This window comes from Cohnella pontilimi, from assembly GCF_005049045.1.
Classification (GTDB): Bacteria; Bacillota; Bacilli; order Paenibacillales; family Paenibacillaceae; genus Cohnella; species Cohnella pontilimi.
Map to the genome: position 1 here is coordinate 215545 of NZ_SUPK01000002.1, position 12942 is coordinate 228486.

Consider the following 12942-nt stretch of genomic DNA (forward strand, 5'->3'; position numbering starts at 1 on the left):
CCTTTAGGATTTTTATCCAAGTCATCGAACGGCGCGGCTGATCTCTGTGGACGGAAAATGTTTTTCCAGCACTTCGCGGATCACCCGGGTGTTGATCGGCTTGCTGATATAATCATCCATGCCGGCTTCGAGACACTTTTCGCGGTCGCCTTTGAGCGCGCTGGCCGTAACGGCGACGATGACCGGGCAATCACCCGGCGGATGGTATTCCCGTAGAGCGGCCGTTGCTTCAAAGCCGTTCATGCCCGGCATATGCACATCCATGAAAATCATATCCAAACGTTCGGCCGACGCGGCCTCCACCACTTGCTCGCCGGTTTCGGCAACCTGGACTTGATGTCCGTATCTCTCTAACATTTTGAGCAGGACAAGCTGATTGATTTTGTTGTCTTCCGCCACCAGAATGTTCAGCTTGCGTGAAGGCATCTCGATCCGGGACGATTCCGCCGGATTCGCATCCTGCGCCGGCATTATTTTCTCCTTCAGCTTTACCGTGAATATGAAGGTCGAGCCGGGCCCTTCCCCTTGCTCCAGCCAAATATCCCCGTCCATCAGATTTACCAGTTTTTTGCTGATGGCAAGCCCAAGGCCGGTTCCCTCCGACTGCCGCGTCATAAAATTGTCTAATTGATAGAACGGCTGGAACAAATTCTCCGCTTTATCCGGGGGGATGCCGATCCCTGTGTCCTTCACCGTAAATTTCAGCAGGACTTCGTCCTGATGCCGCGCTGCCAGCCGTGCTTCGACGAATACGCCGCCTTGGCTCGTGAATTTCACCGCATTCCCGAGGAGATTGAGGATCACCTGCTTCAACCGTTTGGCATCGCCGACCAGGATAGCCGGCACGTTAGATTGAAGCGAGTACGAAATCTGCAGCTGCTTCTCATGAGCTTTCGGAGAAAGCAGGTCGACGGATTCCACGATGCAGGATCTCACGTCGAAAGGCTCTTCGGCAAGGTCGGTTTTGCCGGAATCGATTTTGGAAAAGTCGAGGATATCGTTGATGATGGCAAGGAGCGTCTCGCCGCTTTTTCGGATGACCGCGAGGTATTCCCGCTGCTGCGGTTCGAGGTTCGTCGTTTCCATCAACAAATCCGTCATGCCGATGACACCGTTCATGGGCGTCCGGATTTCATGGCTCATCATCGCCAGAAATTCGCTCTTGGCCTTGTTCGTCGATTCCGCGGCTTCTTTGGCGATGATCAGTTTTTTCTGTTCCGTAATGTCTTTTACGATAATGTAATATCCCACATTCGATTCGTTCACGATAATGGGGGCGACGGTGGTGAGAACCTCGGCCGTATGGCCGTTCCGATGAATAAACCGGTCGATGCTGTTTTCAACGGTAACATCCTTCACCGACCGGGATAAAATCTCTTTCACATTGTCTTTGCCGATAAAGTGCGACAAGTTTTTGCCGATGATTTCGCTGATCGGATACCCCGTAAGCTGCTGAGCCATCATATTTCCGTTGATGATGTTGCCTTCCATGTCTACTGACATGACGGCGTCGTGATTGTATTTTTTCAAAGACGTGTATCGCTCGACCGTTTCCTGCAGCTTTAATTCGATAATTTTACGGTCTGTAATGTCTTGAACCGTTCCGTTGATCTTCGCGGCTTCGCCGTTATCGTCGAATGAAACGAGTGCCCGGACTTGAAAATATTGGAAGTTACCGTCCGGCTGTTGTTGACGAAATTCAAAGTCCAGGCCGTCTCCTCGCAGGGCACGGTCCACTTTTTCCATGAAACGCGGCCGGTCTTCGTCCGGCACCAAGTCCGCCAATTGAGGAGCCCTTCGATTCCATTGATCCGTGTCGATCAAGCAGATTCTGCGAAGTTGATCCGAGAATGTGACTTCATGATGCTTAATATCCCATTCCCAGCTGCCGATCTTGGCAATGCTGTGGGCTTCCGCGATAATTTCCTCATTTTTTTCCGCTCGGTAATTTCCTGTCCGATCCGTTGAATGCACGACAGACCTTCATCCGTGGATACGTAACCGGTAGTGACTTCGAACCACAAATATTTCCCGCATGCACGCCGCATTCTAAACTGATGGGTGGATTTATCCTTGGCGCCGCGAAGCTTGCGAATATCGTCAGGATGGTACAAGATCTCTTCGCTCCGGCCTTCCAGTTCATCCGCCGAGTAGCCCAACAGCTCGAGGAGAGAGGGAGAACAGTAAAAGATGACCCCGTCCGGGCCGCACTGATAAACAACCTCACGCGTAGCTTCGGAAAGAAGCCGGAACAGTTTCTCCGCCCGTTCCAGCTTTCGTTCCGTGTCTTCCAACCGCTTGGCCAAATCTTGGCCGTCTGCCTCAGAAGTCGTCATTCCCACTTCTCCTTGGGTCATAAAATGGACATGAAAACCTAAAAATCCACACAAATATATATGGATTTAACCATATCTGCCCCTATTGAAACACGCAAGCGCACAAAAAGTCCACTTTCCGCATCACGCTGGAAAATGGACCTGTTTTTCAACACCGACCGGGATCAGTGATACGTCGATTCCCGGTGTTCATGCTCCGAGATGCCGCTGAGCGCGTCTCCGGCCTCGCTTACGAACACTTGCTGCACGGCCAGGTCGCCCAAAGCGATGATGCCTTTCAATTCACCGTTCTCCACGACCGGAAGTCTGCGAATTTGCCGGGACGCCATCAGGCTCACGGCTTCGTCCACCGACGCGTTCGGCTTCACCGTGGTCAGGTCGTCCGACATCACTTCTTTCACGGATGCGGAGCCTTGAAGCTGTTTGGCTAGTCCGCGGGTCACCATGTCCCGGTCGGTTACGACACCGACCAGCTTGTTCCCTTCGACCACCGGAAGAAAGCCTGTGTCATGTTCTCTCATGAGGACGGCAGCGTCGGCCAAACTGTCCATCGGCGATATGGTGATGCATTCCTTTGTCATCGTTTCCGCAATGTTGCGCATGGGAGCCCCTCCTTTCCGGTATAGCGTGACCGAAAATAAAAGGCGCCATTCGTCCGATTTATCTCGCTGCGCTTAACGATGCGGAATCGTCGGCAACCCCGATCAGCATCCGGGCCGCCACAAGCATCGCCTGCTCGTCGATATCGAATTTCGGGTGATGATGAGGAGCGGATGTTCCGTCGTCCCTTCCGGCTCCGACCATGAAAAAACAACCGGGTTTTTGCTCAAGATAATAAGAGAAATCTTCGCCTGCCATAATCGGATCGGCGAGCCGTACTTCGGCTTCTGGGAACAGCGAGGCCGCGACGGAAAATACCCTCTTCGCTTCATGGTCATCGTTGACCACGGGCGGATAGCCCTCAAAGAATTGGAATCGGTACTCGGCTCCGTGCGTCTCGCAGGTGTGCCGGACGACTTCTTCCATCCGGCGGCGGACCAAGGCCCGAACTTCGGGCGTGAACGTGCGCACCGTGCCGCTCACGCTGCACCGCTCGGCAATGACGTTGCGCGCCGTGCCGGAATGCAGCTGGCCGACCGACACCACCGCCGAGTCCAGCGGATTCACGCTTCTGGACACGATCGTCTGCAGCGCGTTCACCAACGCCGCGCCGGTCATCAGCGCATCGACGGCTTGATGCGGAAGGCCCGCATGACCACCGCGTCCGATGATCTCCACCTCGAACTCGTCGGGGCATGCCATGAACGGGCCCGGCCTTGTCGCGATGACGCCCGCGGGAAAAGGCGACCACACATGAACGCCGTAAATGGCGTCTACGCCTTCCAATGCGCCGTCGGCGATCATGCCGACCGCACCGCCCGGGAGGAACTCCTCGCCCGGCTGGAAGATGAACACGCGCGTGCCGGCCGTCTCTTCCCTATGGAGCGTATAATATCGAGCTGCCGCAAGCAGCTGGGCGGTATGCGCATCGTGCCCGCACGCATGCATTACGCCCTGAACGGTCGATTTGTATTCGGTCGATTTCTCATCCTCGATCGGCAGCGCGTCGATATCCGCACGAAGCGCGATTGTCCGGCCGGGCCGGCCGCCCGTAAGTTTCGCCATGACGCCGGTGCCGCCCGCCAGTCCGCGCCGCACCTCCAGTCCCCAAGATTCCAACAAATCCGCGATGAAACGCGAGGTTTCGTATTCTTTGAAGGACAATTCCGGATGGCGGTGAAGATGCCGGCGCCAGTTCACCATATCGGAGCACAGGGATTGCAAGGTTTCATCGTTCACGATCAGACGCGCCTCCTAAGGCTTCGGTTCTGGAGTCACGTTTCCGCAGCCGTTTTTGTGCTTATTGTATCAGAAACGACACGGCGAGTCACCGGAGCCGAATTCAAAAAACATTCTAAATTACCCGTTCCTGCACGCTTGCAGAAGGAAAGCAAACCGTCTATGATGAAGTTTGAAATATAAGGCTTGTGTGGACCTTCCAAAGGAGGAGCTTTAACATGATACTCGAGAACACGGGCTTAACCGGAATCCGTAGCGATTTGGCCCATCTTGACGATTCCAGCGAGAAACTCGGCTTTGTCCGCTGGCAATGGGAATACCGCCGCGCTACATATGATTTGAAGCTTCACGACCGCTCGAACGGAGAAGACTATTTCCTCCGCATCAATACCCGCGCGGTGGAAGGCAAGCTGGAAAATCCGGACGCAATTCTGGAAGTCGAAGCCGTCTACATCGGACGCGCCACCTTCCCGCACGGACTGGACTACGAATCTCCGGTTCCGCAGCCAATTCTTAACGCCGCTGCCCAGCGCGCGCAAGAATTGAAGCAGCTGCTCAGCTGAGACCGCGGGGGATCTATCGATGAAAACCCCGGCCGCGGGCCAGCGCGGGACGCCGGATTTTTTGCTGCTCATCCTCACGCTTCTGCTCGTCGGTTTCGGCCTGATCATGGTATTTAGCGCCAGCTCCAGCATGACCGTCGTGTCCGCCAAATTCGGCAACGACGCTTTGTATTTTACGAAGAGACAGCTTCTATGGGCCGGGATGGGGACGTTCGCCATGCTGGTCTTGATGAACGTCCGGTACGAAAAGTATAAAAAATGGTTTTTACCGTACCTCTTCTTCACGATCGTCCTGCTGATCGTCGTCTTGTTCGTGGGCAGTTTAACCAACGGCGCCCGCAGCTGGCTCGGCATCGGCGGCCTCGGCATTCAACCGACCGAATTCGCAAAGCTTGCGATTATCTTGTATCTCGCGTCGATCATCACCAAAAAGGACGAAAAGTTCCGCGAATTTAAACGGGGCCTTCTTCCGGTCATGATGGTGGTCGGCTTTGTCGTCGGTCTCATTTTGCTTCAGCCGGACGTCGGTTCCTGCATCATTTTGGTTCTGTGCGCCACCACCGTCATCGTCGCCGGCGGCTCCAACTTGAAGCATGTGCTCCTTTCGGCCGCATTGCTGCTCGGGATCGGCGCCCTCGGCTTCAGCATCTATTTGCTCAGCCATCCCGGATTCGACGGCGGTTACCGGTTTGCCCGGTTTACGGCGTTCATGAATCCGCTGGCGGATGAGAAGCATACCGGCTATCACTTGGTGCGTTCGCTTGAAGCGTTCGGCCACGGCGGGTTTACCGGCGCGGGCCTCGGACATAGCGTGCAGAAGCTGTTTTATTTGCCGTATGCATACAATGACTTTATTTTCGCCGTCATTGCCGAAGAGCTCGGGTTCCTCGGCACGACCATATTCCTGCTCTTTTACTTGCTGTTCCTGTGGCGCGCGCTGATTGTTTCGTTGAGGTGTCCGGACTTGTACGGAACGTTGGTCGGCGTCGGCCTCGTCTCGCTGATTGCCATTCAAGCCCTCATCAACATGGGCGGAGTAAGCGGCGCGATTCCGGTTACCGGAGTCACCCTGCCATTCATCAGCTATGGGGGATCCTCCATGCTCGTGACGCTCGTCGGCATGGGAATTCTGCTCAGCATCTCGCGAGAATACAACCGTGTGAATGCCAAGGACAAAGATCGCAGTTCCGCCATCCATGCATGACCATGCCGCACTCCCGGCTTGCCCGGGGGTGTTTTCCTTTTTCAGCCCACCAAAAAAGCCATCCTTCCGGATGGCTCTTCGTTCGTTCACTTCACTCGGTTCCACTCTTCCGCTTCCTCATCCTTGAAAGCCACGCCTTCCACTTTCACGTTCACTTCCACCACGCGAAGGCCGGTCATGTTCTCCACCGCTTCACGGACGTTGTCCTGCAGGCTGCGGCCCACTTCTTGGATCGGAATGCCGTATTGTACGACGATGCGCAGGTCGATGGCCGCTTCCACTTGGCCGACTTCAACGGACACTCCTCTTTGCGCGTTGCGCCCGCTGAGACGCTTGGCCAATCCTTCGGAGATCCCGCCCGACATGGCGGCGATGCCCGGTGTCTCGAGTGCCGCCAGACCCGCGATCGTGGCGACAACGTCATCCGATATGCGTATGAGTCCTTCTTGCTGCAGCTCTTCCGTCATGGCGACCCACTCTCCCGAACCTTTAATGACTACATTGTACTGGAAGATCCAGCCACAAGCAACCGCTGGCGGGCTCCCGGGCTTACCAGGTGCGCGACTTGAACACGCCAACGGCTTTTCGCTATAGTATAAGGAACCGTAACCGCAAACCATTCTCCACAACTGAGGTGTACGCAAGTGAAGCGACTGTTTTTTCCGCTCCTCATCCTCACCTTCGCGCTAAGCGCGGCAGCCCATTACCTGCACTTCGGACCGGTTCCCGAGTTCATCCTCTCGGCATTGGCCATCGTGTTCGTGGCCGGCTTTCTGGGCAAAGCGACCGAGGCCGTCTCGCATTATGCCGGTCAGCGGCTCGGCGGTTTTCTGAACGCCACATTCGGCAACGCCGCGGAGCTGATCATCTCGATATTCCTGATTAAAGAAGGATTGTTCGACATCGTGAAAGCGAGCTTGACCGGCTCGATCATCGGCAATTTGCTGCTTGTGCTTGGCGCCAGCGCATTCGTCGGAGGGCTCAAGTTCAAGGAGCAAAGGTTCAACATCCATCTGGCCGGTCAGAACGCTTCGCTCATGATGCTCGGCGTCATCTCGCTGTTCATTCCCGCGGTGTTCGTGAAAACGGAAAAATTTCCTCCGAACGAAACGATATCGCTAAGCGTCACCGTCGCCGGCTGTCTGATCTTGGCTTATGCGGGCTGGCTCGTTTATTCCATGTTTACGCATAAGGATCTCCTCGAAGATCACGAGGAAACCCAGCCCTCCCACGGAGAGCCGCCGGCATGGTCGCGCAACAAGTCGATTTTGTATTTGGTGCTGGCTACCCTGATGGTCGCTTTTGTCAGCGAATGGCTCGTACATACGCTTCATGTGTTCACCGACAAGTTCGGCTTATCGGAATTGTTCGTGGGCGCGTTCCTGGTGGCCATTATCGGCAACGCCGCCGAGCACAGCGCCGCCATCCTGCTCGCGATGAAAAACAAAATGGGCGCGGCGGTCGAAATTGCCGTCGGAAGCAGCCTCCAAATCGCGCTGTTCGTCGCACCCGTCCTCGTGTTCGTCAGCTTGATTTTCGGCCGTCCCATGGACTTGATCTTCTCCACGATCGAGCTTGCGGCGATCGCCGTCGCGGTTCTCATCGCCACGTCGATCTCGAGAGACGGCACCACCACCTGGTATGAAGGCAAGCTGCTTCTGATCGTGTACGTCATTCTCGGCGTCGCGTTTTACTTCGTGTAACGTAAAAAGACGCTTGACCGCGAGGTCAAGCGTCAACTTATGGCAAACGGCTCCGAGCGGAACCGGTCCGGCTACTCTATTCGGTTGTTCAGCGCTTCATAGAGCAGAGCCAAATTCCGTTCCAATTGGCTGACCAGCTGCTTGCCGGCGCCTTCTTCCACCAATCCGGTACGAACCGCAAATTCGACCGCCCGGGAAAACCCGTACATTTGCGTATCGAGCACTTCTTCGTATAACGGGCATTGGCGGGTCGTCAGGTTTTCCATCTGAATGGCGATTAGTTTCTCGATTTTATCGGCATCTTCCTGCAGCAGGCGGAGCGCCTTCTGCTTCAGGTTCGCGATCGTATCCGTCTCCAGTGAAGCCATTCCCACTCCCCCTGTGCCAAACTTCCAATCATCGCTATCCCTTTCATATTAGACGAAATTGCCGCGAAGCACAAGGACGGGGCGTCCCCGCTTTTCCTCCCGCCCTGCCGCGGGGGGCCGCACAAGAAAAACGCCCCGTCTCCAAGAGCCGGGGCGCTTACCGTACTACAGAATCATTATTCCACTACTTTAACATTCAAGTTATGCTTGGCGAACACGGCGGCCAACTCTTTCTTGGCTTCTTCCGCGTCGGGACCGTGCACATGCAGCTCGTACGAGTGCGTGCCGACCAGCGTGGTGAACAGGCCCAGAATGCTTTTCACGTCGATGTACTTGTTTTCGGCCTGCAAGACTACGGAAGATCGGAATTTGTTCGCTGTCTGCGAAAGCTCTACAATTGCCGCATTGTTGGACATCGTATTCCCTCCAAAAAATAGGGTTAACCTGCTTTTCCCATCATACCTTTAATAGGCGGAGACATGCAAGGGTCAGCGTTTATTTCAAAGCGTCAGGATTCAGATTCTGCAGCTCCGGAATGACGAACAGGCCGTCTTTGCGGATCAGCCGGTCGTCGAAATAGATTTCGCCTCCGCCATAGTCGGGCCGCTGGATCAGCACCAGATCCCAATGCACCGACGAGCGGTTGCCGTTGTCCGTGTCTTCATAGGCTTGTCCAGGGGTGAAATGCAGGCTTCCGGCAATTTTCTCGTCGAACAGCGTATCTTTCATCGGATGCAAAATAAACGGGTTGAAGCCGATGCTGAATTCGCCGATATAACGGGCTCCCTCGTCAGTGTCCAGCAGCGCGTTGATCCGCTCGGAGTCGTTGGCGGTCGCTTCGACGATTTTGCCGTTTTCGAAACGGAATTTCACATTCTCGAAAGTAAATCCGTTATATACGCTCTGCGTATTGTAAGAGATCGTGCCGTTCACGGAGTCGCGGATCGGGCAGGAGTATACTTCACCGTCCGGAATATTGCGCTCACCGGAGCATTTTTTGGCGCCGATGTCTTTGATGGAGAAGGTCAAATCGGTTCCCGGCCCCGTGATCCGCACTTTGTCGGTGCGTCTCATCAAGTCGGCCAACGGATCCATGGCACGGTCCATTTTCGCATAATCCAAATTGCACACGTTAAAATAAAAATCCTCGAACGCTTCCGTGGACATTTGGGCGAGCTGCGCCATCGATGGGCTTGGGTATCGGAGAACGACCCACTTGGTCTTTTTTACCCGTTGTTCACTATGTATCGGATGCCTGTACAGGCGGTCATACCATTTGTAATTTTCGGAAGGAACATCCGCCAGCTCGTTGACGTTGTTGCCCGAACGAATGCCGATATACCCTTGCATCTTTTTCATACGCTCCAGGTCATAATACGCCCATGTTTCCATCATCTCCGGCGTCGCGTTTCGGAGCAGCGCCCGCTCGACGGACTTATCGGTAATTTCGACGAACGGCCGTCCGCCCCGTTGGGCCACTTCCTCAATCAGCGCTTTCAGCAGCTCGCGCTCGTCCCCGATCATTTCGATCAACACATTGTCACCCGGCTGAACTTTGATGGAATACCCCGCCAAATTCGCCGCCAATTGCTGTATCCTTGGGTCTCGCATCGGAAATCCTCCTTGACTGATAAATAACTGCTACCTTCTGCCACCCATTGTACCATTCGAACCGCCGCGTAGGAAATTCGTTTCCGAAACCCGCTTTTCCCGATACGGTTTGCCGTTCCATCGGTAGGATAGCACGGTCTCTTCCCGCATCTGCCGCGGGAACCAGGTGCTGCGGTCGGCTGTCCACAAACAGACGGTACGGACCCGCAGCGTGGACAGCGCTTCGTCCAACGTTCGGTCCGCTTTGCTCAGCACGTCTTCCGCTTGTTTTCTTTGCTTCGCGCTCAGCGATTTCCCGGTCACGTCGGTTCTCAGTCCGCGTATTTCCGCCCGCAGCCCTTCCGCGATTCGCTTTGTAGCCGTATTTTCGTCCAATGTCACCAGCAGCTTCACGACTCTGTCCTCATTCGAGCGATCGGCATATTTCACCGTCGCCTTGCCGTGCTTGACCTCGTTCAAAAGCTGCAGAGGCGGAAATGCGGGTTGACCCTTCTGCGTTCCCGCTGCCTGTGTACGGACAAGCGGCGAGCTGTCCGACCATTTGACATTGATTTTTCCGTGGCCGGTCACTTCCCCTTCATAACGCGATTTGCCTGCTATTGCTCCGTTGGGGTCGTATACTGCGATTTCGCCGGCAACGCCGTAGCTGTCACTTCCGGATAAAGCCGACGCCGACAGCGCGAACGCCTTATCCGCCGGCATGCCTTCCGCGCGCTGCATACATCCGGTCGAGGTCAATGCCAAACACAGCAGCGCAAAAACGGCCATTCGTGTCCGCATGGCAAATCCTCCTTTCTTTGCAAGGTAGGCTTTCCCCTTTCTCTTAACTTATACAAAATGCTTGACAAAAGCCGGTGAGTTCTTATAATATAACTTGTTGATTATTGGGCGTACGAGTTTGTGTCACCCTCTCCGATTTCCCACCGTCAGGCAGCGGCTGAACTTCCTGCACGGAACCGGACGTCTCAAGGCGTTGCGGTTATGGAGAAATCCGGCGCGAGCGAACCCCACTTTTCAAAAAAATCCCCTTTTGAAAAAGGAGTCTGCATAATATGGCACGCTACACTGGTCCCAAGTTTAAATTGAGCCGCCGTCTCGGAATCTCCCTGAGCGGCACCGGAAAAGAACTGAAACGCCCGTTCCCTCCAGGCCAACACGGCGCTGGTCAACGCCGCAAAATCAGCGGTTATGGCGTTCAGCTTCAGGAGAAGCAAAAACTGCGCCACATGTACGGTCTGAACGAGAAGCAATTCCGCAACCTGTTCGAACGTGCAAGCCATATGAAAGGGATCTCCGGCGAGAACTTCATGTTCCTGCTCGAGAGCCGTCTGGACAACCTCGTCTATCGTCTGGGTTGGGCGAATACTCGTTACGGTTCCCGTCAGCTCGTTGCCCACGGTCACGTGACGGTAAACGGCAAAAAAGTCGACATCGCTTCCTATTTGGTTGAACCGGGCGATGTTATCGGCCTGCGTGAGCGCAGCCGCAGCCTGAAGTCGATCAAAGAAGCGATGGAAGCTCGTCATCACCTGCCGGCTTACATCGACTTTGACGCCAACGCGATGGAAGGCAAGTATGTGCGCCTGCCGAGCCGCGATGAGCTTTCCCAAGACATCGACGAGAAGCAAATCGTCGAGTTCTACAGCCGCTAATCGCATAGATACGAAAGCCGCCCCGACGATAGTCGGAGCGGCTTTTTTTCATATCAACATCACTGGAACGTAATGCCGGCGTAGTTTTTCTTCCCTCTTCGCAAGATGACGTATTTGCCGAACAGCCGTTGTCCGCGGCTCACAACGCTGTCGAGGCCGGTGAACTTCTCCCCGTTGACATAGACGGCACCGCTTTCGATATCTTTCCTTGCCTGGCTCTTGGAAGCGGCCAAGCCGGAAGCGACCAGCAAATCGATCAGCGGTAAATCGTCGCCGTCTTCCACCGTCGCGCTCGCCATGTCCCGGATCGCCTCGGCCAGCTCGTCTTCACCCAGCTGCGACACATCCCCGGAAAACAAGCTTTGCGTCACCTTCTCCGCGGTTTCCACCGCGGCTTCGCCGTGGACGAGGCGGGTCACTTCCCGCGCCAGCGTCTTCTGAGCGGCGCGTTTTTCCGGATTCGTCTTCAGCTCCTCCTCCAGCGCCTCGATCTCCTGCCGGGAAAGAAACGTGAAATACTTGAGGAAGCGGATCACGTCCGCGTCGTCCGTATTGATCCAGAATTGATAGAATTGGTAAGCGGTCGTCTTGTTCCGGTCGAGCCATACGGCGCCCGATTCGGACTTGCCGAACTTTTTGCCGTCGCTCTTGGTGACCAGCGGCATTGTCAAGCCATAAGCGTCGCCGCCGCCCATTTTGCCGATTAAATCAAGACCTGCCGTAATGTTGCCCCACTGGTCGCTGCCCCCGATCTGAAGCGAGCATCCGTGATCCGTATGCAGCTTGTAGAAGTCGTAGGACTGCAAAATCATGTAGCTGAATTCCGTAAAGGAGATGCCTTGGGCGAGCCGTGAATCGACGGAATCCTTCGCCAGCATGTAATTGACCGTGAAATTTTTGCCTACGTCCCTCAGAAACGCGATAATGTCGAGCGGTGCGAGCCAGTCATAGTTGCTGACAAGCTTGGCTGCGTTCGGCTGTGCGTCGAAGTCCAAAAATCGGGACAGCTGCCGCTTCAGGCTGTCGGTCCATGCGGCTACGGTCTCGGGACCGTTAAGCGAGCGCTCGGTCGAGCGGCCGCTCGGGTCGCCGATCAAGCCGGTGCCCCCTCCGACGAGTGCGATCGGAAGATGGCCGGCGTTTTGGAACCGGCGTAAAGTCAAAATCGGAAGCAAGCTGCCGATGTGCAGACTGTCGGCTGTCGGATCGAAGCCGCAGTAGAGCACGACTCGCTCGGCGCTCAGCTTGCTGCTCAAGTTCTCGCGGTTCGTAACTTGGAAGAGCAGTCCGCGATATTCGAGATCGTCCAGTAAATCTTGAGGAAGAACGGGATTGTCTGTTGTCGAAGTCATTCTCATCACCTCAAAGTTATTAGCCTTTCACACACAAAAAAACCCGCACCTGCTTTGCAGCAGGGGCGAGTTATCGCGGTACCACCCTCGTTTGAACGTCCGGCGCCGGCGCCGTGCGTTCCTCAAGCCGGGTATCGGCCGACCGCCGTCTTCTCCTTCCGCCCGGGGGCGGTTTCGGCAGAAGAAGCTCCGGGACGTATTTCGCGTCCGTTCAAGTACCGGCTTGCACCGACCGCCGGCTCTCTGGAACGTTGATTCCGAACGCTACTGGGTTCCCTTCATCGCTGGATATCCATGTGTTGATACACTTTATA

Annotated in this window: 14 protein-coding genes and 1 other annotated feature; of the genes, 4 read left to right on the forward strand and 10 right to left on the reverse strand. The window is 55.3% G+C overall.

Features of this window, described 5'->3' with window-relative positions:
- Nucleotides 1-21: 21 nt before the first annotated feature.
- The 4 genes from E5161_RS05075 to E5161_RS05090 form a co-directional block, all read right to left on the reverse strand.
- On the reverse strand, nt 22-1824 hold the full coding sequence (locus tag E5161_RS05075; protein WP_281279856.1) for a PAS domain-containing hybrid sensor histidine kinase/response regulator: 1803 nt from the start codon (nt 1822-1824) through the stop codon (nt 22-24).
- Nucleotides 1821-2336: a PAS domain-containing protein gene (locus E5161_RS21060; RefSeq protein ID WP_169306576.1), complete on the reverse strand. Its 516-nt coding sequence runs from the start codon at nt 2334-2336 to the stop codon at nt 1821-1823. The genes E5161_RS05075 and E5161_RS21060 overlap by 4 nt, the downstream gene beginning before the upstream one ends.
- 164 nt (nt 2337-2500) lie before the next feature.
- The gene (locus tag E5161_RS05085; RefSeq protein ID WP_136776636.1) at nt 2501-2938 is read right to left on the reverse strand and encodes a CBS domain-containing protein; all 438 of its coding nucleotides are present in this window, start codon (nt 2936-2938) and stop codon (nt 2501-2503) included.
- A 58-nt stretch (nt 2939-2996) separates the two neighbouring features.
- On the reverse strand, nt 2997-4175 hold the full coding sequence (locus E5161_RS05090) for a M20 metallopeptidase family protein (RefSeq protein ID WP_342773813.1): 1179 nt from the start codon (nt 4173-4175) through the stop codon (nt 2997-2999).
- Nucleotides 4176-4393: 218 nt separating this feature from the next.
- Between E5161_RS05090 and E5161_RS05095 the strand changes: the two genes are divergently transcribed.
- Together E5161_RS05095 and ftsW are read left to right on the forward strand one after the other, a co-directional pair.
- The gene (locus tag E5161_RS05095; RefSeq protein WP_136776638.1) at nt 4394-4738 is read left to right on the forward strand and encodes a YugN family protein; all 345 of its coding nucleotides are present in this window, start codon (nt 4394-4396) and stop codon (nt 4736-4738) included.
- Between the two features lie 19 nt (nt 4739-4757).
- On the forward strand, nt 4758-5942 hold the full coding sequence (gene ftsW / locus E5161_RS05100) for a putative lipid II flippase FtsW (RefSeq protein ID WP_136776639.1): 1185 nt from the start codon (nt 4758-4760) through the stop codon (nt 5940-5942).
- Between the two features lie 86 nt (nt 5943-6028).
- Here the strand turns inward: ftsW and E5161_RS05105 are convergent, their stop codons facing one another.
- Nucleotides 6029-6409, reverse strand: a complete 381-nt coding sequence (locus E5161_RS05105) for an Asp23/Gls24 family envelope stress response protein (protein ID WP_136776640.1) — start codon at nt 6407-6409, stop codon at nt 6029-6031.
- Between the two features lie 177 nt (nt 6410-6586).
- Here E5161_RS05105 and cax point away from each other — a divergent pair, with 177 nt between their 5' ends.
- Nucleotides 6587-7645 (forward strand): calcium/proton exchanger, encoded by a 1059-nt coding sequence (gene cax / locus E5161_RS05110; protein ID WP_136776641.1) that lies wholly within the window; start codon nt 6587-6589, stop codon nt 7643-7645.
- 71 nt (nt 7646-7716) lie between these two features.
- On the opposite strand, the gene E5161_RS05115 is transcribed toward cax, so the two are convergent.
- From E5161_RS05115 to E5161_RS05130, 4 genes are all read right to left on the reverse strand, one after another.
- Nucleotides 7717-8013, reverse strand: coding sequence for an Fpa/YlaN family protein (locus E5161_RS05115; protein WP_136776642.1), 297 nt, complete (start codon nt 8011-8013; stop codon nt 7717-7719).
- A gap of 176 nt (nt 8014-8189) precedes the next feature.
- Nucleotides 8190-8429: an HPr family phosphocarrier protein gene (locus tag E5161_RS05120; protein WP_136776643.1), complete on the reverse strand. Its 240-nt coding sequence runs from the start codon at nt 8427-8429 to the stop codon at nt 8190-8192.
- 79 nt (nt 8430-8508) lie between these two features.
- Nucleotides 8509-9624 carry an aminopeptidase gene (locus E5161_RS05125; protein WP_136776644.1) on the reverse strand — a complete coding sequence of 372 codons (1116 nt, stop codon included), beginning with the start codon at nt 9622-9624 and terminating at the stop codon, nt 8509-8511.
- Nucleotides 9625-9654: 30 nt separating this feature from the next.
- Nucleotides 9655-10404: a hypothetical protein gene (locus E5161_RS05130; RefSeq protein WP_136776645.1), complete on the reverse strand. Its 750-nt coding sequence runs from the start codon at nt 10402-10404 to the stop codon at nt 9655-9657.
- Between the two features lie 272 nt (nt 10405-10676).
- Between E5161_RS05130 and rpsD the strand changes: the two genes are divergently transcribed.
- On the forward strand, nt 10677-11276 hold the full coding sequence (rpsD, locus tag E5161_RS05135) for a 30S ribosomal protein S4 (protein WP_136776646.1): 600 nt from the start codon (nt 10677-10679) through the stop codon (nt 11274-11276).
- Nucleotides 11277-11335: 59 nt separating this feature from the next.
- On the opposite strand, the gene tyrS is transcribed toward rpsD, so the two are convergent.
- Nucleotides 11336-12628, reverse strand: a complete 1293-nt coding sequence (gene tyrS / locus E5161_RS05140) for a tyrosine--tRNA ligase (protein ID WP_136776647.1) — start codon at nt 12626-12628, stop codon at nt 11336-11338.
- Between the two features lie 58 nt (nt 12629-12686).
- Nucleotides 12687-12919: a binding site (T-box leader), on the reverse strand.
- Nucleotides 12920-12942: the final 23 nt, after the last annotated feature.

Bases quoted from the DNA above. Each gene is read 5' to 3' on its own strand.
- E5161_RS05085 (WP_136776636.1), bottom strand. From the start codon at position 2,938: ATGCGCAACATTGCGGAAACGATGACAAAGGAATGCATCACCATATCG.
- ftsW (WP_136776639.1), top strand. From the start codon at position 4,758: ATGAAAACCCCGGCCGCGGGCCAGCGCGGGACGCCGGATTTTTTGCTG.
- E5161_RS21060 (WP_169306576.1), bottom strand. From the start codon at position 2,336: ATGACGACTTCTGAGGCAGACGGCCAAGATTTGGCCAAGCGGTTGGAA.
- E5161_RS05115 (WP_136776642.1), bottom strand. From the start codon at position 8,013: ATGGCTTCACTGGAGACGGATACGATCGCGAACCTGAAGCAGAAGGCG.
- E5161_RS05130 (WP_136776645.1), bottom strand. From the start codon at position 10,404: ATGCGGACACGAATGGCCGTTTTTGCGCTGCTGTGTTTGGCATTGACC.
- rpsD (WP_136776646.1), top strand. From the start codon at position 10,677: ATGGCACGCTACACTGGTCCCAAGTTTAAATTGAGCCGCCGTCTCGGA.
- E5161_RS05105 (WP_136776640.1), bottom strand. From the start codon at position 6,409: ATGACGGAAGAGCTGCAGCAAGAAGGACTCATACGCATATCGGATGAC.
- E5161_RS05120 (WP_136776643.1), bottom strand. From the start codon at position 8,429: ATGTCCAACAATGCGGCAATTGTAGAGCTTTCGCAGACAGCGAACAAA.
- tyrS (WP_136776647.1), bottom strand. From the start codon at position 12,628: ATGACTTCGACAACAGACAATCCCGTTCTTCCTCAAGATTTACTGGAC.
- E5161_RS05125 (WP_136776644.1), bottom strand. From the start codon at position 9,624: ATGCGAGACCCAAGGATACAGCAATTGGCGGCGAATTTGGCGGGGTAT.
- E5161_RS05095 (WP_136776638.1), top strand. From the start codon at position 4,394: ATGATACTCGAGAACACGGGCTTAACCGGAATCCGTAGCGATTTGGCC.